Here is a 23,579-nt window from a genome sequence, read left to right as displayed (position 1 = left end):
GGGGTGGGGTCACGGCTTCGGCCGCCGAGGTGAAGCGGTCGTCCAGCGAGTCGGACGTGGCCGCGGGGCCGGTGTCCTCGGTGGAGTCGTCGTACAACTGCCCCCACCAGTCGTCCTCGTGACCGGTGGGCCTTCCCCCCTGCTGGCTCATGCCCTCAATTGTCCACCGCGGGAGCCGGATGGAAACGGGCATCGGGAAAATCCGTCGCCGGGCGGTCCCACCCCCCACGGGAGAACCGCCCGGCGACACCGGGGTGACCCGGACCCGGGTCACGGTCTGGGCGGCTGAAACGCCGCCGTCGGGCGCGGCCCTCGCATGACCGCGGGCCGGTCCGCCCGGCGCCCGGCCCGTCGGCGCGGATCCCGCGTTCACGCAGGCCATGTCCACGGCCGGGTATCGGTGCTTCCCAAGCGCCACCTTGTCAGAGTGACGGGGGGTACGGCGATGATGAGCCGCGGCGGGTTTGCGCCGTGGCTGTTTTCCGCCACGACGGACACACCGCGGAACGGGTACCCGGGGATCCGCAAGGGGAGGAAAGGCAGCTGATGCTGGCAGCGATAGGTCTGGACGAGACACACGAGTCGGCGTACCGGGCCCTGGTGTCCGTGGGCGCCGCCGAGGTGCCCGATCTCGCGCGGCGGCTGATGCTCGGCGAGCAGGACACCGAGCGCGCCCTGCGCCGTCTGGAGCGGCACGGACTCGCGGCCCGGTCCTCGGCCCGGCCCGGCCGCTGGGTGGCCGCGCCACCCGGGGTGGCGCTGGGTGCCCTGCTCACCCAGCAGCGGCACGAGCTGGAGAAGGCGGAACTGGCGGCCGTGCTGCTCGCCGAGGAGTACCGGGTGGCCGCCGCCGAGCCCGCCGTGCACGACCTGGTCGAGGTCGTCACCGGCGCCCCCGCGGTCGCGCAGCGCTTCCTGCAGCTCCAGCTGGGCGCCGGCGAGGAGGTGTGCGCGCTGGTCACGGGCAGCCCGATCGCCGTCTCCGCCATGGAGAACCACGCCGAGGAGCAGGCGGCCAGCCGCGGGGTCCGCTACCGGGTGGTGCTCGAACGCGCGGTGCTCGACCTGCCGGGCGGCATCACGGAGCTGACCGCCGCGCTCGGCCGCGACGAACAGGTGCGGGTCCGCGACACCGTGCCGACCAAACTCGTGATCGCCGACCGGACGCTCGCCATGGTGCCGCTCACCTCGCACACCGCGGAGCCCACCGCGCTCGTCGTGCACGCCAGCGGTCTGCTGGAGCTGCTGTACGGGCTGTTCGAGTCGGTGTGGCGGGACGCCCTGCCGCTGCGCCTCGGGGCGGCCGGTGTCGTCGAGGAGGCCCCGGACGGTCCCGACGCCACCGACCTGGAGGTGCTGTCCCTGCTCCTGGCCGGCCTGACCGACGCGAGCGTCGCCAAGCAGCTCGACCTGGGCCTGAGGACCGTGCAGCGCCGGGTGAAGCGGCTGATGGAACTGACCGGCGTGACCACCCGGCTGCAGCTGGGCTGGCACGCCTACGAGCGGGGCTGGGTGGCCCGGGACCGACACGGCTGACCCGCACCCGGCACGCGGCCTCCCCCGTCCCCGCGCGCGGCGGCCCGGCGGGACCGCCGCGCGCGGGAGCCGGACATGACACCCGGGAACGGCTCAGCTCCACCGCCCCCTCTTGGCCTCCATCGCCGCCCGGCCCTCGGCTCCCTTGCGCTTCCAGTCCCGTCTGATCTCCGCGCGCAGCCGCGCGTCGGTCTTGGCGACGATCCGCTGGTTCTCGCGCATGAGCTTGCGGTAGCTCTCCAGCCGCCGCCCGGGCAGTTCGCCGGCGTCGATGGCGGCCAGCACCGCGCACCCGGGCTCGCGGTGGTGCGCGCAGTCGTGGAACCGGCACCGTCCGGCCAGCTCCTCGATCTCGGAGAACACCTGCCCGACGCCGCTCTCGGCGTCCCACAGTCCGACCCCGCGCAGCCCGGGCGTGTCGATGAGCACGCCGCCGCCGGGCAGCGCGAGCAGGTTGCGGGTGGTGGTGGTGTGCCGGCCCTTGCCGTCGACGTCCCGCGCGGCCCGGACGTCCATCACGTCCTCGCCGAGCAGGGTGTTGGCCAGCGTGGACTTGCCGGCCCCGGACGTCCCGAGCAGCACGGACGTCCCGCCGGAGACGACGGCGGCGAGGACGTCGAGGCCGTCCCCGGTGACCGCGCTGACCGGCAGCACCGGCACACCGGGCGCCGTCGTCTCCACGTCCTGGACGAGGTACGCCAGCCCCGTCGCGTCCGGTACGAGGTCGGCCTTGGTCAGCACGACCAGCGGCTGCGCCCCGGACTCCCAGGCCAGCGCCAGGAACCGTTCGACACGGCCGAGGTCCAGCTCGACGGCCAGCGAGACGGCGACGATCGCGTGGTCGACGTTGGCGGCGAGGATCTGCCCCTCGGACCGCTTGGAGGAGGTGGAGCGCACGAAGGCGGTGCGGCGCGGCAGCAGCGTGCGGACGTACCGGGGCTCGCCGGCCGGATCGACCGCCACCCAGTCCCCCGTGCACACGACCTTCATCGGGTCGCGGGGGACGACGAACTCCGTGTCGGCGCGCACGGTACCGGCCGGCGTGACGACATCGCACAGCCCGCGGTCGACGCGCAGGACACGCCCGGGCACGAGCCCCTGCCCGGCACAGGGGGCGAACGCCGACTCCCAGCCCTCGTCCCAGCCGTACGGGGCGAGAGGGTGCGGTGAAGCGGAAAGCGAAGCGAGATTCAAGGGGGAACCCTTCACAAGGGCGGCCCCGGCAGCGCGCACAGGCACGTGCGCGAGTGGTGGGAATGGGTCAGCCGAGGGCCACGGAGGTGGAGTGGATGAACTTCCGGATGCGGGCAGCGCCCATCACAAAGACAGCCATCGGTCACACCTCCTTTTCTCCTCGCTCGACCGGCAGCGGCGGCCGAACGGCCACCGCGAAAGGCAGGACTCACCCTAGGGGGGCCACGCCTGCGGACGCCACCGCTTTTCCCGGGAAGCAACTCAACGTGAAGCTCCGGCCATGACTGCCGGATCAGGGCCCGGCGGACCCGCATGACCGCGCTGCGTGCCGAACTCGCCTTCCTGACCGGCGATATGGTCCGAAGGGAAGACGAACGCGCCTCGGTGGCCCGGCACCGCCATCCCCTTGGCCGGCCCGCTCCCTGTCCTGTCCGTCCGGAGAACGAGGAAGCGACGTAGTCGCGAGCCGGATAGGCGACGCCGATGACCTCGACGGCCATGAAAGCCTGACTGGAGTGCAGGACCCGGGCCGACAGGCCGGTTCCGAAGTGGCAACCAGGGGAAGGGCCGCCGTCAGGAAGCCGGGAGCGGCACAGGGGCGGACCGCGATGCCTCCGGTTCGTCGAACGGGTGGGATCAGAGCACGACGCGGTAGTGGATGGTCAGACGCCGGTCGTCGCCGAGGATGTGGAAGGCGAGGCCGGGCGGCTGGTCGCGGTCTGCGGGGCGGTCGCCTTCCCAGGGCATCCGCAGGGTCCAGGTGACGGCCGGGCAGACGATCAGGGGGCGGGCGGCGAAGACCGAGGCGGCCGCGGTGTGGGCGTGTCCGGTCAGGACGGCGGCAACCTGCGGGTGTGCGTCCAGCAGGGCGGCCAGTTGTCCGGGCTGTTCGAGCATTCCGGAGTCGGGCAGCGGGTGGTGGAGTTTGACCGGCGGCTGGTGGAAGGCGATCAGTGCCGGGGTGTCCCGTGGCAGCCCGGTGAGCTGGGTGTCGATCCAGTCGAGCGTCTGGGCGTCGAGGCGCCCCTCGTCACGGCCGGGGATGGTGGAGTCGCACATCAGGATGGCGGTCCCGGCGATGTGGTGGATCCGGTTGATGGGGCCCTGGTCGGGCGCCTCGCCGAGCAGGGCCTTGCGGTAGGCCGGACGCGCGTCGTGGTTGCCGGGGCAGGTGAGTACCGGGAAGGGGGCCGTCAGGATGCGGGCGGCTTCCTCGTATTCGGCTTCCGCTCCGTGATCGGCGATGTCTCCGGTGACCAGGACGGCATCGACCGGGCGGGGAAGGGCCCGCAGGTAGTCCATGACGCGGCCGGCGCGCCGGGTGGCCCTCTCGCTGCCGTCCAGGTGCAGGTCACTGATCTGGGCAAGCAGCACCGTCATCTCTGTCCCCTCCCATGGCGGCTCTGGCCGCCGGTTCACACCGAGGCGTGGTGCGTCGCCCCACCCCGGAACCTAACGGAAATTCTCGTTTTTCCGTTAGAGACTTTAGGGTGTGCGCGGGAAGGTGACCAAGTGGTTGACGGGCAGGTGGGAAAGGAGACGCTGATGGAGCACCGACTGGCACTGGAGCTGGCGAGCACGATCCGCCACGACGGAGACGGCGGCGTCACCGACGACCTCGCCACGGCACACGGAACAACCCGCTGGATCCGGGCGCAGGCCGGCCTGCTGGCCGACCATCTCCCGGCGGGAGGAATCGCAGCGGACGAAGGCCTCAGGAGCGAGATCATCGAGCTGCGAAGTGCGGTCCGGGCCCTGTTCGCACGGGCGGTCAGCCCCGCTCCCCCCAGCGCGGCGGATGCCCGTCGGCTGATGTCGGCCGCGCAGGCATTGACCCACCTCAACACGGTTGCCGCCCGTGAGCCGGTTGTCCCGCATCTGGACTGGCCGCCGGATGGTGCCCCCGCGGCCCGCCTGCTGTCGGCGGAGTCGGACCCGAAGGTCCGACTCGTAACAGCCCTGGCCCGCGCCGCCATCGACTTCCTGAGCGGCCCGCAGCGCGAGCAGTTGCGGGCCTGCGCCGCACCCCGCTGCGTGCGCTACTTCGTCAAGAGCCATGGGCGGCAGGAATGGTGCAAGCCGTCGTGCGGAAACCGTGCCCGAGCAGCTCGCCACTACCGGCGTCAGCGCATGGCCACCGACGGAAGTCCTCCTCCGTCCTGACCGCCACCTGCCCTGATGCCCGAGCCGCGGACGACTGCGTCCCACCATGTGGCGCAGGGCATCGAGGCGCCGGATTCCGCAGGTGGGGGGCGGTCGGCTCCGCCGGATCGAGTGTCCGGCCCGCCTCAGCGGGGCACTCCGCGGGCTGCCGCATCCCCGGAGACCGCCACGGACCTCGGAGCGGAACGCGAAGGGCTTGATCACCTGCACCATGGCGTGGGACACGCCCCCGCGAGACGTCCGGCCAGGAGGCACATACCCCTTCTGAAAAGTGTGAACGTCTCGGCCTTCGGTGTTCACACGCCGCTCATTTGAGCGCGAGAGTGGCATTCATTTGCCGGCTGCTCACGCTTTTCAGCAGGGTGGGTGTCATGAGCCCGGGAGATCGCGTCCCGCCGGGGAAGGCCCCGTCGCAGGCCCGACGGCTGTACGCCGACCGCGGCTACGACCACGACACCCACCGCCGCCTGGTCCGGACGATGGCCGTCACCCCGCACATCGCCCACCACGACACACCGCGCTGAAGGGCCGACCACCCGCCGGCCGCGTCCCCGACCCCACGGAGTAACACAGCTGGACTCCAGGGCCTGAGGACGGCATGAGCGAGGACGCGAGTACACCCCGGCTGCCTTCGGTGTCCGTCGACCGCGACCGTCCGACCCGCCTCCTGGGCGATCCCGAACTGGCCTGGCTGGTCGACCGCGTACGCCGCCGCATGAAACGGGACGAGCCCCTGACCGGGCCGGTCGCCCTGGCCGTCCCCACCGCCGCGCAGCGTGCCGCCACCGAGCGCCTGTTGGGCCGCGCTCCGGGCACCGGACGCTCGCCGAGCGTCCGGCTGGACGCGGTGGACGCCGTCCTGCGGCGCTCCGGGATCAGCCCCGACGGCCTGGCCACCGCCGTCACCGCCCTCACCGGCCCGGTCTCCCGGCTCACCGACGTACGCGAACGGGAGGCGCACGCCTGGCAGGACGCCTACGCCCCGCTCGACGCACTGATCCGCACCACCGGGCCCGAGCTGGCCGACTGGGCCGACCGGCTGCGCCAGGACGGCCTGGTACGCCGTCTCGCCCGCACCCCGCACGCGGCGAAAGCCCTGCTCGGGAACGCCGCCGAGGCCCTGCGCCGACTGCCGGCCGACCCGGCCGTGTCCCTGCCCGCCTTTGCCGCCGCCACTCCCCTGGCCCCGCCCCTGACCGGCACACCGGCCGACGCCCCGCGGGACCCCGACCTGCACCGGCCCTCACCGAACTGGGCGTGCGTATCGAGGAGGAGGCCGTCCTGGACGGCCGATAGGTGACACTGCCTTGCACCAGGAACGTCAACGGCCTCCAAAAAAGCGAGTTGCTCCCGGGGGCGGTGGCCCGTGCCGGTCTCTGGACGGGAGCCGGCGTGCCTCGCGGAGCGTGCCCTCCACGTGCCGGTCGAGGTCGATGCCGGAGTGCGTCACGAGGACCATGGTGAGACGGCGCCGACGCTGTCGTACCTGCTCACGCTCACGCTCGGCGAGAGCGTGAGCGACGTACGGGCGGACCAAGGCCGCCTGCGAACCGGACAACGGCATCCCAAGACCGTACGGTGCCCACTGCACCAGCGGCCACGGCGCGACTGTACGGGGTGCGGGGCGCCGTAGGCATGCGCGCGAGGGCCGGTGCGTCGGAGAACGCCTGGGACAAGTGCACAAGACGCCGTCAGGCGCTCACCTCGGAGCGCGGCGGGACGGGTGGGCGAACACCGGTGAGTGCTTCCGCGCGGGCACGGGTGACGCACCGACGCGAACCGGTTGTACGCGCCGCGTCGACACGTGTACGAGGCAAGCGGCGTGACGGCGTCCCCGCGTGGGCGTTGGGCCGGGAAAGGCGGTGGTGCATGACGAAGCGTACGGATGAGGCGGCGGCGAGGTCGGCTGCGCGTGAGGGTGATGGCGTCGTCGTGAGTCTCGGGGACGGCTGGGAGAACGACGACGGGGTCCGGCGGCGCCCGGAGGGCGAGGCCGGGCAGGGCGTGGTCACGGCGTTCGGCCAGTCCATGAAGACACTGCGGGTGCGGGAGGGCCTGGACCGCGAGGAGTTCGGCCGCCTACTCGGCTACTCGGCGTCCACGGTGGCGTCGTTCGAGCAGGGACGGAGGATTCCGTTGCCACGGACGATCGACCGGGCGGACGAGGTGCTGCGGACGGCAGGGCTCTCGTACAGACGGTCATCGTCTGCCGGGCAACCCGGGCCCAGGAGCCCCCGGACCCTCCCCGCCGGGGGTTAGGGCCGATCGGCCCTAACCCCCGGCGGGGCCGCGCGGGGAGGATGGACGGATGGTGCACAACGACGGCTTTCGAGCGCTGGATCGGCAGGAGTGCCTGCGGCTGCTGGGCAAGGTGCCGGTCGGGCGGGTCGTGTACACGCAACAGGCCCTTCCGGCGGTGCTGCCCGTGAACTTCGCCCTGGACACGGACGCCTCCGTGCTCGTGCGGACCTCGGCCCGGTCGGACCTGGTGCGCGCCGTCGACGGTGTGGTGGTCGCCTTCGAGGCCGACGAGTTCGCCACGGAGACCCGGTCCGGCTGGAGCGTGGTCGTCACCGGCCGGGCCCACGTGGTGACCGACCTCGCCGAGCACGAGCGGCTGCTGCGCACGGGACCCGACTCGTGGATGCCCATCCAGGACGACGTCTTCATCCGCATCGAGGCCGCGATGGTCACGGGACGCGAACTCACGGACCTGCACGCCACGGGCTGAGCCGCCCGGCGACACGACACCGCAGCGCCTGCGCGCCACGGCCCCGGGGACCGGGGCGGCACAACCCGCGGCACGGGCAGCCCAACCCACAGCAACACCGGAGCAGCCGACCCACGACAGCCGGGACAGCCCGCCCCCGCCGACACCGGAACAGCCGACCCCGGAGGCCGAGGCAGCCCAACCCGCAACACCGGAGCAGCCGACCCACGACAGCCGGGACAGCACGCCCCCGCCGATACCGGGGCAGTCGGCCACCGACCCCCGGGGCGGCACGACCCCGGGGGTCGGTGGCACGGTCCGCGGCGCCGGGGCGGCCGGCCCCGCCGTGGCGGGTGCGCCGGTGGGTTGGGCCGAACGGCCCACCCGTCGGGTCCGGGTGGCCCGTGACGGTGGGCACCGCCGGGGCACAGGCTGGAGTCAGCAGCCCCCACGGCATCCCGGAGGGGGCCGAGCGACGCACCCGTCGGCCGGTTGCGGCGACGGGTACGAAAGGAGCCGGAGACGATGACCTCCACCACCACGCTGGCCGCGGCCCTGCCGGCGGAGCACCGCGCACGCCTGATGTCCCTCGCCCACGAGGTGTCCTTCGACGTCGGCACCCGCCTGTTCGAGGAGGGCCGGCACGCCGACCGGTTCTGGATCATCAAGACCGGGACGGTCGCCCTCGACCTGCACGTCCCCGGTCGGCAAGCCGCCGTCATCGAGTCACTGGGCCACGGCGAACTGGTCGGCTGGTCCTGGCACTTCACGCCGTACGTCTGGCAGCTGGGCGCCGAGGCCGCGAGCCCGGTGCGCGCGTACGAGTTCGACGCCGAGGCCGTGCGGAAGCTCTGCGACGAGAACCCCGAGTTCGGCCGCGCGGTCGCCGTGTGGGTCGGCAGGGTGGTCGCGCACCGTCTGCAGTCGGCGCGCATCCGGCTCCTGGACCTGTACGCCCCCTACGGCAGCGGCGCCAAGTGACGGGAGGGGCCATGACCGCGACCCGGCGCACCGAGGAGGAGACCGTGCACGTCAGTCCGCACATCGTGAGCGACGTGATGACGCACACCGTCGTGTCGGTGGGCCGCGAGGCCCCGTTCAAGACCATCGTCGAGCTCATGGGGCAGTGGAAGGTCAGCGCCCTGCCCGTGCTGGAGGGCGAGGGCCGGGTGGTCGGTGTCGTCTCGGAGGCCGACCTGCTGCCCAAGGAGGAGTTCCGCGACAGCGACCCGGACCGGTTCACCCAGCTGCGCCGCCTGCCCGACCTGGCCAAGGCGGGCGGGATCACCGCCGAGGACGTGATGACCGCCCCGGCCGTCACCGTCCGCGCCGACGCCACTCTCGCCGAGGCCGCCCGCCTCATGGCCCTGCACCGGGTCAAGCGGCTGCCGGTCGTCGACGACAAGGGCCTGCTCGAGGGCATGGTCAGCCGGGGCGACCTGCTGAAGGTCTTCCTGCGCCCGGACGACGACATCGCCGAGGAGGTCGGCCGGGAGATCGTCTCCTACCTCTTCCGCGCTCCGTCCGGCCCCGTCCACGTCGAGGTCCGCGACGGCGTGGTCACCCTCACCGGCCGCGTCCGGGACACCTCGCTCGTCCCCGTCGCCGCCCGTCTGGTGCGCGCCGTGGAGGGCGTGGTCGACGTCGAGTGCAACCTCACCGGCGGCGCCGCGTCCACCGACCGGACGGCGTGATACGGCGTTCCCCCGGGCGGGTGGGGCGGATCCGCACCCCTGACGTGCGCTGCCCGCCCGCCCACGGGGAGGAGCGGGCCCGCTCCTGAAACCGGCGTACCTCTCCGGGGAGACCCGGACCCACGGTCCGCGGCAGCCGGGCCCGGGCCGTTCCCCTCGTGGCGTCAGCGGCCGTTGTTGCCGCGCAGCCGGTCCCGGGCCTGGGTGGCGATCACGGCGGCCTGCACACGCCGCTCCACGCCGAGCTTGGCCAGCAGCCGGGAGATGTGGTTCTTGACCGTCTTCTCGGCCAGGTACAGCCGCTGCCCGATCTGCCGGTTGGTGAGCCCCTCGCCGATCAGGGCCAGGATCTCCCGCTCCCGGTCGGTCAGCCCGGGCAGCTCGTCCGGCTCCTCCTGCTCCTGCCCGCCCCGCAGCCGGGCCATCAGCTTCGCGGTGGCGCTGGGGTCGAGCAGCGACTGGCCGCGGGCCACGGTACGCACCGCCGAGACCAGGTCCGAGCCCTGGATCTGCTTCAGCACGTAGCCGGAGGCGCCCGCCATGATCGAGTCCAGCAGCGCCTCCTCGTCGTCGAACGAGGTCAGCATCAGGCAGGCCAGCTCCGGCAGGCGGGAGCGCAGCTCACGGCAGACGGTCACGCCGTCGCCGTCCGGCAGCCGGACGTCGAGCACCGCCACGTCCGGGCGCAGCGCGGGCACGCGGACCAGGGCCTGCTCGGCGTTCGCGGCCTCCCCGATCACCGTGATGTCCGGTTCGTCGTTCAGCAGGTCGTGCACCCCGCGCCGTACCACCTCGTGGTCGTCGAGGAGGAAGACCCGGATCGGGGTGTCGGGTCCGGCCTGCTCACGGTCCGCCATCGAATCGCTCCTTGTGCCGTCGTCGTACTGTCGTGGGTGTCCCCTGCGATTCTTCCCCTCGGCCCGCCGCGGGGCCAGGGCCGGTCGGCCCCGACCCCGCGAGCAGCCGGCCTCAGCCGTCCCAGGACCAGTCCGCGACCTCGGGCATGTCCACCCCGTGCTCCCGGATCCAGGCGTGGTGGCGCAGCCGGGCGTCCTCCATGCGCTGGCGTACGGCGGCGGCGCGCACCGCGAGGCCGGGGACGCGGTCGATGACGTCCATGACCAGGCGGTAGCGGTCCAGGTCGTTGCTGACCACCATGTCGAACGGCGTGGTCGTGGTGCCGATCTCCTTGTAGCCGCGCACGTGCAGGTGGGGGTGGCCGGCGCGGCGGTAGGCCAGGCGGTGGATCAGCCACGGGTAGCCGTGGTAGGCGAACAGCACCGGCTTGTCCCGCGTGAACAGCCCGTCGTACTCGAAGTCGGTCATCCCGTGCGGGTGCTCCTCGCTGGGCATCAGCCGGGCGATGTCCACGACGTTGACCACGCGCACGGCCAGCTCGGGCAGGTGCCGGCGCAGCAGCTGGGCGGCGGCCAGCACCTCCTGGGTGGGCACGTCGCCCGCGCAGGCCAGCACCACGTCGGGTTCGCGGCTGCCGTCCTCGGTGCCGGCCCACTCCCAGATGCCGGCGCCGCGCGCGCAGTGCACCTTCGCCTGCTCCATGGGAAGCCAGTCGAAGCAGGGCTGCTTGCCGGCGACGATCACGTTGACGTAGTCGCGGCTGCGCAGCGCGTGGTCGGCCACGGACAGCAGGGTGTTGGTGTCCGGCGGGAAGTAGACCCGGACGGCCTCGGGGCTCTTGTTGAGGACGTGGTCGACGAAGCCGGGGTCCTGGTGGGAGAAGCCGTTGTGGTCCTGGCGCCACACGTGCGAGGTGAGCAGGTAGTTGAGGGAGGCGATGGGAGCGCGCCAGGGCAGTTTCCGGGTGACGCGCAGCCATTTGATGTGCTGGTTGACCATCGAGTCGACGATGTGCACGAACGCCTCGTAGCAGGAGAACAGCCCGTGCCGGCCGGTGAGGAGGTAGCCCTCCAGCCAGCCCTGGCAGGTGTGTTCGGACAGGATCTCCATCACCCGGCCGTGCGGGTCGAGGTGTTCGTCCACCGGCAGGGTCTCGGCCTGCCAGGCCTTGCCGCTGGCCGCGTAGACGGCCTGCAGGCGGTTGGAGGCGGTCTCGTCGGGGCCCACCAGACGGAAGTCGCGCCGGTCGGCGGTGGCGGCCATGACGTCCTGGAGCATCTCGCCGAGGACGCGGGTCGGTTCGTGCAGGGTCGCGCCGGGCTTGTCGACCTCGACGGCGTACTTCTCCAGCGGCGGCAGCGGCAGTTCGCGTACCAGGAGTCCGCCGTTGGCGTGCGGGGTGGCGCCGAGCCTGCGCGTGCCCCGGGGGACGCAGGCCAGTACGTCGGGGCGCGGGGCGCCGTGCTCGTCGAACAGCTCCTCGGGGCGGTACGAGCGCAGCCACTGCTCCAGCTGCCGCAGGTGCTCGGGGTTGTCCCGGACGGCGGCCAGCGGGACCTGGTGGGCGCGCCAGGTGCCCTCCACGGGCAGGCCGTCGACCTCGGCGGGGCCGGTCCAGCCCTTGGGGGTGCGCAGTACGATCATGGGCCAGCGGGGCCGTTCGGTGACACCCTCCTCGCGGGCGGCTCGCTGGAGTGCGGCGATGCGGTCGAGGGCGGTGTCCATGGCCTCGGCCATCGCGCGGTGCACGGCGGCCGGTTCGTCGCCGGTGACGTGGATCGGATCGTGGCCGTATCCCCTGAGCAGCTCGTCGAGCTCGGCCTCGGGCAGCCGGGCGAGCACCGTCGGGTTGGCGATCTTGTAGCCGTTGAGGTGCAGGATCGGCAGGACGGCGCCGTCGTCGACGGGGTCGAGGAACTTGTTGGAGTGCCAGGACGCGGCCAGCGGGCCGGTCTCCGCCTCGCCGTCGCCGATCACGCAGGCGACGACCAGGTCCGGGGTGTCCAGCGCGGCGCCGTAGGCGTGGGAGAGCGCGTAGCCGAGCTCCCCGCCCTCGTGGATGGAGCCCGGCGTCTCGGGGGCGACGTGGCTGGGCACCCCGCCGGGGAAGGAGAACTGCTTGAACAGCCGCGCCATGCCGTGCGCGTCCCGGGTGATGTCCGGATACGTCTCGGTGTACGAGCCCTCCAGCCAGGAGTTGGCGAGCACGGCGGGCCCGCCGTGGCCGGGTCCCCAGACGCACAGGGCGTTCAGGTCGCGGGCCTTGATGACCCGGTTGAGGTGGGTGTGGACCAGGTTGAGGCCGGGCGAGGTGCCCCAGTGACCGAGCAGGCGCGGCTTGACGTGCTCCGGGCGCAGCGGTTCGGCCAGCAGCGGGTTGGCCATCAGGTAGATCTGGCCGACGGAGAGGTAGTTCGCGGCGCGCCAGTGGGCGTCCAGCCTCGCGAGCTCCTCGTCCGTGAGCCCGGCGGGTACCTGCTGCGTCTCGACGGACATCGGGATTCCTTTCCGGGTCGGGCCGGGACGGGACGGACCGGGTCGGGACAGCGGTCGGGGTCCCGCGTGCCGGTGGCACATCCCCTACCCTCCCCGGCCGCCCGGGTACCCGACAGGGCCGTTCGGGTCACACCCGGCGGGCCCCCGTCGGCAAGGCGCGCACACCGACATGCCCGGTCCGTTGTGACGTCAGGCCCGCCTCCGGGCCCCGGCGCGGACCCTGCGTCGCACTCGTCAGGGTCATGCGGGTGCGCCGTGCACGCGTCGCGCCTCCTGGCAGGGGCAGCGCCTTTCTGCCCCGCTGTGCTGTCAGGCGGTCGTGCAGCTGTGGCCGTTCAGTGTGAAGGCGTGCGGTGTGGTGTTCCTGTCCTGCCAGGTTCCGATGAAGCCGAAGGACAGGGTGCCGTCCGCGGCGACGGACTTGTTGTAGTCGGCGGCGGTGGCGGTGACGCGGGAGCCGTTCTGGGTGACGCTCGCGTCCCACATGTGGGCGACGCGCTGGCCGTCGCGGAAGGACCAGGCGACCCGCCAGGTGTCGAGGGAGCGGGCGGTGGTGACGGTGACGGCGGCCTGGAAGCCGTCGGTCCACTGGTTCGTCAGGTCGTAGCGGACCCGGCAGACGGCCGGGGCGCTCGGGTCCGTGCCGGGCGTGCCGGGCGTGCCGGGCGTGCCGGGTGAGTCGCCCCCGTCGGCGGTGGCGGTGGAGGTGCCCTGGGGTTCGGGGTCGGGGTTCCCGCGGCCGGCCCGGGTCGCCGTGCCGCTCGCGGACGGCGTGCGCGAGGCGGACGCGGAGGTGGAGCCGGAGGCCGAAACGGAGCCGGAGGCGGACGTCGAGGGGTCGGCGGCCGGCAGGGACGGTTCAAAGTCGGCGACCGGCCGGCTGTCGGCGCCGCCGCGCGCGGCGGCGTCCGTGGAGCCGCCGAACGGCATCATCGACACCACCAGCGCCAGCCCGGACAGCACGACCGCCGCGGCGAGCAGACCGCCGCGCACGACCCGCGCCCGGGCGGCGCCCTCGGCCGGATCCCCGCCGCCGGCGTCCGCCGGCTCGGGGCGGCGCGTGCCGAGGCGCACGTCGGCGGCCCGGCGGCGGCGCTCCAGATAGGCCAGGCCGCCCCAGCCGATCACGCCGCCGGCCAGGGCGGCCGGCAGTCCGCCGCCGTTCAGCCGCAGGCAGCCGGCGGCCTCCGCGCAGTCCACGCAGGTGGCGAGGTGCCGGGTGAGGTCCTCGGGGGTCTCGGCGGCGGGCGAGGAACGGGTGACCGCGTCCAGCAGCCGGGCGTACGTGCGGCACTCCGCGTCCAGCGGGGTGTCGAGGTGGTTGCGGTGGCAGCGGTCCCGGAACAGGCCCCGGACCTGGTCGAGTTCCTCGGACACCACCGCCGGGTCGAGCCCGAGCCTGCGGGCCACGACGGTCGACGGCAGCGCCTCCACCTCGGCCAGCCACAGCAGCGCGGCGTCCGGCTCCTGCAGGTCCCGCAGGCCGCGCAGGGCGATCGGGCGGTGCAGCGGCGGGCCCGTGTAGCGGGCGGCCTTGCCGGAGTTGAGCCACAGGCGCAGGTCCGGGTCCAGCCGGTGGCCGAGGCCGTCGGCCTCCCAGGACGCGGCGGTGGTGCGCACCACGGTCAGCGCCAGCGGTATCGCCGGCAGCCGGGGCGTACGACGGCCCCGGGACGCACCGGCCTCGGCGGCCCGGACCTCGCGCAGGCCCAGCGCGAACGCCTCCGTGGCCAGTTCCCGGGCCGCGGAGGAGCCGGCCGTGCACAGGTCGGCGTAGGAGAGCACCGCGTCCCAGCACTCGGCGAGCAGCGCGGCCTCGGTCGCGTCCTTGGGGCTCGGCAGGTCGGGCATGGGTCTCCTGCATCCACTGCATCCACGGGCGAGGCAACTCACCATATTCAGAACGGAGTTGGGGGGGGAACCTCGCGGCAGGGCACGAGCTTTTCACGTCCCCGGCGCAACTGACAAGCCTCGTATTCACTTCTCGTCACGGATACCGAAGTCCTCGACTCCGCTCCGTAGTACGCGGCGGAGCTCCTTTCCGACTCACGGTATCCGGGAGGTCACACCGTGCTCGCCTCGCCCGTCTCCTGCGCGCCCTCCTCGGCGGGAAGGCTGTCCATGAAGGAGCTGACCGAGAAGACCGCGCGGCCGGGTCCGGGCGGGCCGTAGCCGGGGGGCGAGGCGAGGCCGAACTCGTCCATGGTGGCGCGGTAGGCCTCCAGCAGCCGGATGTGGTACTCCAGCGGCGCGCCCTGCGGGTTGGCCTTGCCCAGCGGGGTGGTGGGCTCCGGGCACCAGGTGGTGAAGCGGGGCGTGATGCCGTGCGACATGAAGAAGCGCAGGCCCTCGGTGGTGGACGCGATGGCCTCGTCGACGGTGGTGAAACCGAACGGCTCGGCCATCTCCACGCCGGCCACGAAGTTGGGGATCACGTTGCGGGCCCCGAAGACGTCCGCCGAGTCGAGGATGCGGCGGTGCCACTCGTCGCGGCCGACGTAACGCTCCTTGCCCGGGCAGTACAGCTCGAACAGCCGGCGGTCCCACACCTCGTAGTTGGGGTGGTAGATCTGCACGCCGTAGTCCTTGAACCGCTGCACGTCCGCCTTGGGCAGCGCCTGCGCGACGACCTTGCCGATCCAGCGGCCCGGGAAGCGCTCCTCGATGGCCTTGGCGTAGTGGCCGTAGAAGTCGGCCTCGTCCCGGCCTGCGACGGTCTTGGTGATGGCGCCGCCGGTGAGCGTGTAGGCGGTGGAGGCCTTCTGGGTGTCGTACCGGTCGATGATCTCGAGCGCCTCCAGGACCTCCTCGACGTCCTTGACGCCGGTGTAGGGCCGGCCGGCCGCCTTGTGCTGGCGCCAGTTGTGGTTGATGTCGCAGTACTGGCACTCCTCCTTGGCACCGAAATACTGGCAGACCCGGAAGACGGTCAGATAGATCAGGTAGCCCCACTGGATGGTCGGGGCCACCTCCATCACGGACTTCCCGTTGGAGAGCGTGTGCCGGTAGTACTCGGGCATGGGCGGCACGCCGACGTCGGCGATGCGCCTGCCGTCGAGGTAGAGGCCGAGCAGCCCCTCGTCGTCGGCGGCCACGCGGTAGGGCGAGGACGGGTTCACGCGCACCGACACGACGGTGCGCCGCAGGTCGTACGGTCCACCGGTGAGGATGATCTCCTCCGGCGGCCGCCTGAGCGCGGCCTCGCCCAGCTCGGGCAGGGTGCCGTGGTCGAAGGAGAAGATGAAGTACGACTTCGGCTTGACCTCGCCGGCCTCGTTGTCACTGAGCGCGGAGGGATCGAAGGCCACACCGCCCCGGAGCAGGTCCTCCTTGAAGACGGCCTCCCGCGGCACGTGCGGGAAGCGCTCCATCAGATCCTCGACCAGCGCGGTGCGGTTGCCCATCCCGTCTCTCCTCCAGACTCGTGTGTACGGCTCCTCACGGTATGCCCACGCCCGCGCGCGGGTCGTGCCGGGTCCCCCCGGACGGACGCCGTGAGCGCGGCACGGCGCCGTCGGGTAGGTTCCCCGGTGAGCACGTGGGCCGTGGTACGAGGCCGTGGTACGAGGGGGCGGAGGCCGGGATGACCGGGATGGCCGGGACCGTGACCAACTGGGCGGGCAACATCACCTACACCGCCGGTGAGCTGCACCGGCCGGGCTCGCTCGACGCGGTGCGGGCGCTGGTCGCCCGGAGCGCGCGGGTGCGCGCCCTGGGCAGCGGGCACTCCTTCAACGAGATCGCCGACCCGGGCACCGACGGCACACTGCTCTCCCTGGAGGCGCTGCCGGCCGAGGTGGACGTCGACACGGCGGCCCGCACGGTCCGGGTGGGCGGCGGGGTCCGGTACGCGGAGCTGGCCCGCCGGGTGCACGCGCACGGCCTGGCCCTGCCCAACATGGCCTCCCTGCCGCACATCTCGGTGGCCGGGTCGGTGGCGACGGGCACCCACGGCTCCGGCGTGCGCAACGGTCCGCTCGCCGCCGCCGTACGGGAGGTGGAGATCGTCACCGCGGACGGCTCGACGGCCGTCATCGGCCGGGGCGACGCGCGGTTCGGCGGGGCCGTCACCTCCCTGGGCGCGCTGGGCGTGGTCACCGCGCTCACCCTGGACCTGGAGCCGGCCTACGGGGTGGAACAGCACCTGTTCACCGAACTCCCCCTGGACGAGCTGGACTTCGAGACGGTGGCCGCCGCCGCGTACAGCGTCAGCCTGTTCACCGACTGGCGCGACCCCGGCTTCCGCCAGGTGTGGCTCAAGCGCCGCACCGACCAGCCGCTGCCCGCCTTCCCGTGGGCGGTGCCCGCCAAGGTCGCGCTGCACCCGGTGCCGGGCATGCCGGCGGAGAACTGCACGCGGCAGTTCGGCGTGCCCGGCCCCTGGCACGAGCGCCTGCCGCACTTCCGCGCGGAGTTCACCCCGAGCAGCGGCGCGGAGCTGCAGTCGGAGTACCTGCTGCCGCGGGAGTGCGCCACCGACGTGCTCCACGCCCTCGACGGCATCCGGCGGACGATCGCCCCGGCCCTCCAGACCTGCGAGGTGCGCACCGTCGCCGCCGACGAGCAGTGGCTGAGCCCGTCCTACGGCCGGGACACCGTCGCGGTGCACTTCACCTGGGTCGAGGAGACGGCGGCCGTACTCCCGGTGGTCCGCCGCCTGGAGGAAACCCTGGAGCCCTTCGGCCCCCGCCCGCACTGGGGCAAGGTCTTCACCGTCCCGACGGCCGCCCTGCGCGCGCGCTACCCGAGGCTGGACGACTTCCGCTCCCTGGCCAGGGACCTGGACCCGACCGGGAAGTTCACCAACGCCTTCCTCGCGGACCTTCTCGTCGGCTGACGGCGGCGAGCCCGCTGACCTGGGCTTCCGCGGTTCCTTGTCACAGTTCCCGCCCACAGCCTTGTCAGGGACATGCGTTACTTCCTATAGTCCGCCTCAACCGGTGGGAGCGCTCCCACGCATATGCGGGCGGGCGCTCCTCTCTCCCCCGACGTCGCTCTTCCGAAGAGGCCCCCATGCGACTGTTGCCACACCGGATCAACCCCGCGCGCGGCCTGCTGGGCGCGCTGCTCGCGACTCTCGCCCTGATCGCCGCCGCCCTGGCGTCCGCCCCGGCGGCGCGGGCCGACACACAGATCTGCGAAACCTTCGGATCGACCACGATCCAGGGCCGCTACGTCGTCCAGAACAACCGCTGGGGCACCAGTGCCGCCCAGTGCATCACCGTCACGGACTCCGGCTTCCGGATCAACCGGGCCGACGGCTCGGTGCCCACCAACGGCGCCCCGAAGTCGTACCCGTCCGTCTACAACGGCTGCCACTACACCAACTGCTCCCCGGGCACGGCGCTTCCGGCCCGGCTCGACACCATCTCCAGTGCCCCCACCAGCATCTCGTACAGCTACGTCAGCGACGCGGTCTACGACGCCGCCTACGACATCTGGCTGGACCCGACGCCGCGCAAGGACGGCGTGAACCGGACCGAAATCATGATCTGGTTCAACAAGGTCGGGCCCGTCCAGCCGGTGGGCTCGCAGACCGGCACGGCCACGGTCGCCGGCCGTTCCTGGCAGGTGTGGACCGGCAACAACGGCTCCAACGACGTGCTGTCCTTCGTCGCCCCGTCGGCGATCGGCAGCTGGAGCTTCGACGTGATGGACTTCGTCAAGCAGGCGGTCTCCCGCCAAATGGCCGCGAACAACTGGTACCTGACGAGTATCCAGGCGGGCTTCGAGCCCTGGCAGAACGGCACGGGGCTCGCCGTGACGTCGTTCTCCTCGGAGATCCGCACGGGCGGCAGCGGCGGCGACAACGGGGGCGGCACCCCCGGTGGCCAGACCGCCTGCGCGGTGACGTACGCCACCAACGTCTGGTCGGGCGGATTCACCACCGACGTCACGGTCCGCAACACCGGTTCGGCGCCGGTGGACGGCTGGCGGCTCGCCTTCACCCTGCCCTCCGGGCAGCGTGTCACCAGCGCGTGGAACGCCACCGTGACCCCGTCCTCGGGCGCCGTCACCGCGAGCGCTCTGGCGCACAACACGCGGATAGCGCCGGGCGGCAGCCAGACGTTCGGCTTCCAGGGCAGCTACAGCGGCGCGTTCGCCGCACCGAGCGCCTTCACCCTCAACGGCACCGCCTGCACCACCGCCTGAGACGCACCCGGCCCCGAACGCACCCACGCACGAAAGGAAACGGAAGCAGTCCCCCCACAGCAGGAAGGAAGGACCGAACGTGGCTCGACGCAGCAGACTCCTCTCGGTGGCGGCGGCCTTCGCCACCCTCCTCGCGGCACTGGGCCTGACCCTCCTCGGTCAGGGCCGCGCCGAGGCGCACGGCGTGGCGATGATGCCCGGTTCGCGCACCTACCTGTGCTACCTGGACGCCCGCACCGCCACCGGCAGCCTCGACCCGACGAACCCCGCCTGCCGGGACGCCATGTCCAAGAGCGGTGCCACGCCCCTGTACAACTGGTTCGCCGTGCTCGACTCCAACGCCGGCGGCCGGGGGTCGGGTTACGTGCCGGACGGCACCCTGTGCAGCGCGGGCAACCGCTCGCCGTACGACTTCTCCGCCTACAACGCCGCCCGCGCCGACTGGCCCCGGACCCACCTGACCTCGGGGGCCACGATGCAGGTCCAGTACAGCAACTGGGCCGCACACCCGGGTGACTTCCGCGTCTACCTGACCAAGCCCGGCTGGTCGCCCACGTCCCAGCTGCGCTGGGCCGACCTGGACCTGATCCAGACGGTCACCAACCCGCCCCAGAAGGGCTCACCGGGCACCGACGGCGGCCACTACTACTGGGACCTGAAGCTGCCCTCCGGCCGCTCGGACAACGCGCTGGTCTTCATCCAGTGGGTCCGGTCCGACAGCCAGGAGAACTTCTTCTCCTGCTCCGACATCGTCTTCGACGGCGGCCACGGCGAGGTGACCGGCATCCGGGGCTCCGGCTCGCCGACCCCGACGCCGACCCCGACACCCACTCCGACTCCGACGGATCCGCACACCGGCTCCTGCATGGCCGTGTACACCGTGCAGAGCTCCTGGGGCGGCGGGTTCCAGGCTTCCGTGGAAGTGATGAACCACGGCACGGCACCGCTGAACGGCTGGGCGGTGACGTGGAAGCCCGGCACCGGGACCAAGATCAGCAACGCCTGGAACGGCACCCTGACCACGGGCACCGACGGCGCGGTCACGGTCAGGAACGCCGACTACAACCGGACCGTTCCTCCTGACGGCAGTGTCACCTTCGGGTTCACCGCCACGTCCACGGGCAACGACTATCCGGTCGGTTCGATCACCTGCGACGCCTCCTGACGCCCACGGCGTCCGTCACCCACCGGGCGCGCCGGCACCCCGCCGGCGCGCCCGGACCCGTCCCGGACGCACGGCGACCCTCACCGCCGCCCGGACGGCTTCGCCCTCCCCCCAGCAACCGGGCGAGGGCCGGCACTCGTGCGAGCCGGAGGGTGTCGTCCCGGGTCGCGGCGGCGCCGTCGGGCAGTCCGGCGGAGGCGGCGACACCGAGGCTGGTGGTGCCGATGACCGGGAAGCCGCGGGCGCCGAACTCGGCGACGGCCGCGGCGACCATGTCCGCGATCGAGCCCTCGTCGGTGACGTCCACGGTGACGGGCAGCGCCCGGCCGCCGGCCGCCTCGACGGTCCGGGCGGTCTCCTCGGCGCCCTCGGTGTCGTAGTCGGCGACCACGACCCGGGCGCCCTGCCGGCTCATCAGTTCGGCGGCGGACCGTCCGATGCCGCTGCCCGCGCCGGTGATGACCGCGACCTTGTCCTTGAGGCGTTCCATGGGATGTCCTTCCGTCGACGCAGCGCCATGTGCACTATGCACATGATGTGCTCGATACATATTATGTGCATCATGCACAAATGGTCGCCGATCAGTCTCCGGGCACGCGGCGGGCATGCGCCATGATGAGGGGGAGTCGAGGCGGAAGAGGACCAGCGACATGAGCGAGCAAGAGCGCCGGCTGAGTGATCTGGAGCGGGAGCTGACCCTGCTGTCCCGGCACTTCGTCGCCTCGCGGGGTCCCCGGATCGGCCAGAGCCTGGACCGCTCGGCCTACGTCCTGCTCACCCGTCTGGAGAGCGGCGAGCCGCCCACGCTCAAGGAGCTGGCGCACACCTTCCAGGTCGACATCTCGACGATCAACCGTCAGGTCAGCGCCATGCTCCGCAGCGGTCTCGTCGAACGCATCCCGGACCCCGACGGGGGCATGGCCCGCAGGTTCCGCCCCACGGCGCTGGGCCTGGAGCGGCTGGAGGCCGACCGTGAGATCAGCCGTGCGGGGGCCCGGCGCCTCATCGAGGCGTCCGGCTGGACGGATCGCAGGACCGAGCAGTTCCTCACCCTGCTGATCGAGTTCAACCAGGGCATCGAACGGCTCGAGGGACTCGCCTGGTCCCGCTCGGGCGAGGCGGGCGAGGCAGGGAAGCCGGGCGAGGCGGGCGAGGCAGGGAAGCCGGGCGAGACGCGCGAGGCGGAGGCCCTCCGGCCGCGGACCGGCCCGAGCGGTGCCGGCCGATGAACCCGCGCCGCGCCGTGACCGGCGACCTCGCCGCCGCCCTGGCCGCGGGCCCGCTCGTGCTCGACGGAGGAATGTCCAACCAGCTCGAGTCGGCCGGGTACGACCTGAGTGACGAGCTGTGGTCGGCGCGGCTGCTGGCCGAGCGGCCCGAGGCGGTCACCCGGGCGCACCTGGGCTACTTCGAGGCGGGGGCGAGCGTGGCGATCACCGCAAGTTACCAGGCCACGTTCGAGGGGTTCGGGAAGCGTGGCATCGGGCGCGACCGGGCGGCCGAACTCATCGCGCTGAGCGTGGACCTGGCCCGTGAGGCGGCGCGGCGGGCGCACGCCGGGGGCGTTGCCCGGCCGCTGTGGGTGGCCGCGTCGGTGGGGCCGTACGGGGCGATGCTCGCGGACGGCTCCGAGTACCGGGGACGCTACGGGCTCACCGTCGACGAACTGGGGCGGTTCCACCGGCCCCGGCTGGAGGTGCTGGCCGGCGCCCGGCCCGACGTGCTGGCGCTGGAGACGGTGCCGGACACGGACGAGGCGCGGGCGCTGCTGCGGGCGGTGCGCGGACTGGGGGTGCCGGCCTGGCTGTCGTACACCGTCGCCGGCGACCGCACCCGTGCCGGGCAGCCGCTGGAGGAGGCGTTCGCCCTGGCCGCCGACGCGGACGAGGTGATCGCGGTCGGCGTGAACTGCTGCGCGCCCGGCGACGCGGCCGCCGCGGTGAAGGCGGCCGCCCGGGTCACGGGCAAGCCGGTCGTGGTCTATCCCAACAGCGGTGAGTCCTGGGACGCCGGGAACCGGACGTGGGCCGGCCGCTCCACTTTCGGCCCCGGACAGGTCCGGACGTGGCGCGCCGCCGGTGCCCGGCTGATCGGCGGTTGCTGCCGGGTGGGGCCGGAGGCGATCGCGCAGGTCGCCCGGGTCCTGTCGGCGCGGTAGCCGTCCCACGGCCATCGCCCCCTCGTGCGTCAGCGTCCGCTCACTCCGCCCGGGCGGCGCAGTCGCCGTACCACCGCGCGGAGTTCCGCCGAGCGGGCGCGGGTGCCGTCCGACGGGGGCGGCGCGTGGTCGGGGGTGGTGCCGGTCGTCCACAGGGCGAGTTCGGCGTCGCGTGGGCCGTGGGCGGTGTGCGGGGGGCCCTCGTCGAAGACGCGTACCGGACGGGTGGCGTCCCAGGGCTGCCAGCCCGGGTCGCCGTCGGTGGCGAAGCGGACCCAGGCGGCGTGCATGGCGTCGGCCAGTTCCCGCGGGGCGCCCTCGCCGGCGAGCTTGCGGGAGTCCGGGAGGTCGCCGGAGTCGAAGACGAAGCCCAGCTCGAGGGCGTGGCAGGCGCCGAGGCCGGGCAGTCGCGAGGGCCAGGCGAACTCGTAGACGTACGACGAGCCCGGACGGGCGTCGGCCAGGCGGTGCAGCGGGCGGCGCAGCAGGTGGTCGGTGACCAGCTGGCCGACGATCTCGGCGGGGCCGGCCCCGGGAAGCCGGGCGCGGTAGCCGCGGACCACCTCGTGCCCGCAGTGGCAGCGGGCCATCGCCCCGGCCAGCGCGACCGGGCCGAGCCGGTCGACGCGCTCCAGCAGGGCGCCGGGGACCAGCCACAGCCGGTACTCGTCGCGGGTCCAGCCCATGAGGAGGTCGGCGCCGCGCGCCGCGTCGCCGTCCACGAGAGCGTCCAGCGGATCGCGCGGCACGAGGTCGCCGTCGACGACGATGCCGAAGGCGGGGCCGCCGAGGACCGTGCTGCTGAGCCGGCCGACCTCGGCCTGGGTGCGCAGCAGCAGGTCCCGGTCGACGGCGGCGAACGCCTCGGCGGTGGCGGGCACCTTCAGCCGGGTCGCCATGCGCCGCACCATCCGCCGTACCCTGTCGCGGTCGGTGGCCTCCGGCGGCCCGCTCTGCAGGACGGCCCGCCGGAACAGGCCCTGGGCCTGCGGGGCGGCGATCAGGGCGCCGATGCTGATGGCCCCGGCCGACTGGCCGGCCAGGGTGATCCGGCCGGGGTCGCCGCCGAAGGCCCGGATCGAGTCGTGGACCCAGCGCAGGGCGGCGAGCTGGTCGCGCAGGCCGGGGTTGGCGGGGGCGTCCGGGAACAGTCCGTAGCCCTCCACGCCGAGGCGGTAGTTGACGGAGACGAGGACGACGCCGTCGCGGGCGAAGGTGTGCCCGTCGTACACGGGCACGGCCGAGGAGCCGCGGGTCAGCGCGCCGCCGTGCAGCCACACCAGGACGGGGAGCCGGGCGCCCGGGTCCGGCGTGGGCGTCCACACGTTGAGGTTGAGGCAGTCGTCGCCGGGGACGACCGGGTCGGACAGGTACTGCGCGAAGGCCTCCGAGTACGGCGGCTTCGGCGCGGTCGGGCCGAAGGAGCCCGCGTCGCGCACACCGTCCCAGGGC

General features: G+C 73.1%; 19 protein-coding genes and 2 pseudogenes. 13 read left to right on the top strand and 8 right to left on the bottom strand.

The annotated features are described in order from the left end of the window. Positions 1-546: 546 nt before the first annotated feature. Complete coding sequence (locus C1I97_RS09285) at positions 547-1,536, top strand: helix-turn-helix transcriptional regulator (RefSeq protein ID WP_111002747.1); 990 nt, start codon at positions 547-549, stop codon at positions 1,534-1,536. A 93-nt stretch (positions 1,537-1,629) separates the two neighbouring features. Here the strand turns inward: C1I97_RS09285 and rsgA are convergent, their stop codons facing one another. Continuing rightward, the gene (gene rsgA, locus C1I97_RS09280; protein WP_111002746.1) at positions 1,630-2,730 is read right to left on the bottom strand and encodes a ribosome small subunit-dependent GTPase A; all 1,101 of its coding nucleotides are present in this window, start codon (positions 2,728-2,730) and stop codon (positions 1,630-1,632) included. Between the two features lie 636 nt (positions 2,731-3,366). Beyond that, positions 3,367-4,110, bottom strand: coding sequence for a metallophosphoesterase (locus C1I97_RS09275; RefSeq protein ID WP_111002745.1), 744 nt, complete (start codon positions 4,108-4,110; stop codon positions 3,367-3,369). Positions 4,111-4,275: 165 nt separating this feature from the next. Between C1I97_RS09275 and C1I97_RS09270 the strand changes: the two genes are divergently transcribed. The 7 genes and pseudogenes from C1I97_RS09270 to C1I97_RS09240 all read left to right on the top strand — a co-directional run bounded on the left by C1I97_RS09270 (position 4,276) and on the right by C1I97_RS09240 (position 9,297). After that, on the top strand, positions 4,276-4,893 hold the full coding sequence (locus tag C1I97_RS09270; RefSeq protein ID WP_111002744.1) for a CGNR zinc finger domain-containing protein: 618 nt from the start codon (positions 4,276-4,278) through the stop codon (positions 4,891-4,893). A gap of 371 nt (positions 4,894-5,264) precedes the next feature. Beyond that, on the top strand, positions 5,265-5,417 hold the full coding sequence (locus tag C1I97_RS39790; protein WP_181446651.1) for a hypothetical protein: 153 nt from the start codon (positions 5,265-5,267) through the stop codon (positions 5,415-5,417). 74 nt (positions 5,418-5,491) lie between these two features. Next, entirely contained in the window at positions 5,492-6,193 is a 702-nt protein-coding gene (locus C1I97_RS09260; protein WP_111002743.1) for a TIGR02679 domain-containing protein, read from the top strand. A gap of 569 nt (positions 6,194-6,762) precedes the next feature. Continuing rightward, positions 6,763-7,080: pseudogene (locus C1I97_RS41280) on the top strand (helix-turn-helix domain-containing protein); the annotation flags it as partial. A gap of 121 nt (positions 7,081-7,201) precedes the next feature. Further along, entirely contained in the window at positions 7,202-7,624 is a 423-nt protein-coding gene (locus C1I97_RS09250) for a pyridoxamine 5'-phosphate oxidase family protein (protein ID WP_111002742.1), read from the top strand. Between the two features lie 504 nt (positions 7,625-8,128). Next, entirely contained in the window at positions 8,129-8,584 is a 456-nt protein-coding gene (locus C1I97_RS09245) for a Crp/Fnr family transcriptional regulator (protein ID WP_111002741.1), read from the top strand. Positions 8,585-8,595: 11 nt separating this feature from the next. Then, complete coding sequence (locus tag C1I97_RS09240; RefSeq protein ID WP_258382493.1) at positions 8,596-9,297, top strand: CBS domain-containing protein; 702 nt, start codon at positions 8,596-8,598, stop codon at positions 9,295-9,297. A gap of 164 nt (positions 9,298-9,461) precedes the next feature. On the opposite strand, the gene C1I97_RS09235 is transcribed toward C1I97_RS09240, so the two are convergent. From C1I97_RS09235 to C1I97_RS09220, 4 genes are all read right to left on the bottom strand, one after another. Continuing rightward, positions 9,462-10,154 (bottom strand): response regulator, encoded by a 693-nt coding sequence (locus tag C1I97_RS09235; RefSeq protein ID WP_111002740.1) that lies wholly within the window; start codon positions 10,152-10,154, stop codon positions 9,462-9,464. 112 nt (positions 10,155-10,266) lie between these two features. Then, the gene (locus C1I97_RS09230; protein WP_111002739.1) at positions 10,267-12,651 is read right to left on the bottom strand and encodes a phosphoketolase family protein; all 2,385 of its coding nucleotides are present in this window, start codon (positions 12,649-12,651) and stop codon (positions 10,267-10,269) included. A 309-nt stretch (positions 12,652-12,960) separates the two neighbouring features. Next, positions 12,961-14,502, bottom strand: coding sequence for a cellulose-binding domain-containing protein (locus tag C1I97_RS09225; protein ID WP_111002738.1), 1,542 nt, complete (start codon positions 14,500-14,502; stop codon positions 12,961-12,963). A 212-nt stretch (positions 14,503-14,714) separates the two neighbouring features. Further along, complete coding sequence (locus tag C1I97_RS09220; protein ID WP_111002737.1) at positions 14,715-16,055, bottom strand: radical SAM protein; 1,341 nt, start codon at positions 16,053-16,055, stop codon at positions 14,715-14,717. Positions 16,056-16,243: 188 nt separating this feature from the next. On the opposite strand from C1I97_RS09220, the gene C1I97_RS09215 reads away from it, so the two are divergent. The 3 genes from C1I97_RS09215 to C1I97_RS09205 all read left to right on the top strand — a co-directional run bounded on the left by C1I97_RS09215 (position 16,244) and on the right by C1I97_RS09205 (position 19,969). Further along, complete coding sequence (locus tag C1I97_RS09215) at positions 16,244-17,488, top strand: FAD-binding protein (protein WP_111002748.1); 1,245 nt, start codon at positions 16,244-16,246, stop codon at positions 17,486-17,488. 176 nt (positions 17,489-17,664) lie between these two features. Beyond that, complete coding sequence (locus C1I97_RS09210) at positions 17,665-18,804, top strand: GH12 family glycosyl hydrolase domain-containing protein (RefSeq protein WP_111002736.1); 1,140 nt, start codon at positions 17,665-17,667, stop codon at positions 18,802-18,804. A gap of 79 nt (positions 18,805-18,883) precedes the next feature. Continuing rightward, the gene (locus C1I97_RS09205) at positions 18,884-19,969 is read left to right on the top strand and encodes a lytic polysaccharide monooxygenase auxiliary activity family 9 protein (protein WP_111002735.1); all 1,086 of its coding nucleotides are present in this window, start codon (positions 18,884-18,886) and stop codon (positions 19,967-19,969) included. Between the two features lie 241 nt (positions 19,970-20,210). Here the strand turns inward: C1I97_RS09205 and C1I97_RS42445 are convergent. Continuing rightward, positions 20,211-20,459 (bottom strand): annotated as a pseudogene (locus tag C1I97_RS42445) (SDR family NAD(P)-dependent oxidoreductase); the annotation flags it as partial. Positions 20,460-20,619: 160 nt separating this feature from the next. Here C1I97_RS42445 and C1I97_RS09195 point away from each other — a divergent pair. Both C1I97_RS09195 and mmuM read left to right on the top strand, forming a co-directional pair. Continuing rightward, on the top strand, positions 20,620-21,198 hold the full coding sequence (locus tag C1I97_RS09195; RefSeq protein ID WP_111002734.1) for a MarR family winged helix-turn-helix transcriptional regulator: 579 nt from the start codon (positions 20,620-20,622) through the stop codon (positions 21,196-21,198). Next, entirely contained in the window at positions 21,195-22,127 is a 933-nt protein-coding gene (gene mmuM / locus C1I97_RS09190) for a homocysteine S-methyltransferase (protein ID WP_111002733.1), read from the top strand. The genes C1I97_RS09195 and mmuM overlap by 4 nt, the downstream gene beginning before the upstream one ends. Before the next feature lie 29 nt (positions 22,128-22,156). Here mmuM and C1I97_RS09185 read toward each other — a convergent pair. Then, on the bottom strand, positions 22,157-23,579 hold a 1,423-nt coding region (locus C1I97_RS09185), incomplete at its 5' end, for a carboxylesterase/lipase family protein (RefSeq protein WP_111002732.1).

This window comes from Streptomyces sp. NTH33 (assembly GCF_003236365.1).
Lineage (GTDB): Bacteria > Actinomycetota > Actinomycetes > Streptomycetales > Streptomycetaceae > Streptomyces.
The sequence above is the reverse complement of the archived record's forward strand: the minus strand, read 5'-3'. Positions and strand labels throughout refer to the sequence as shown.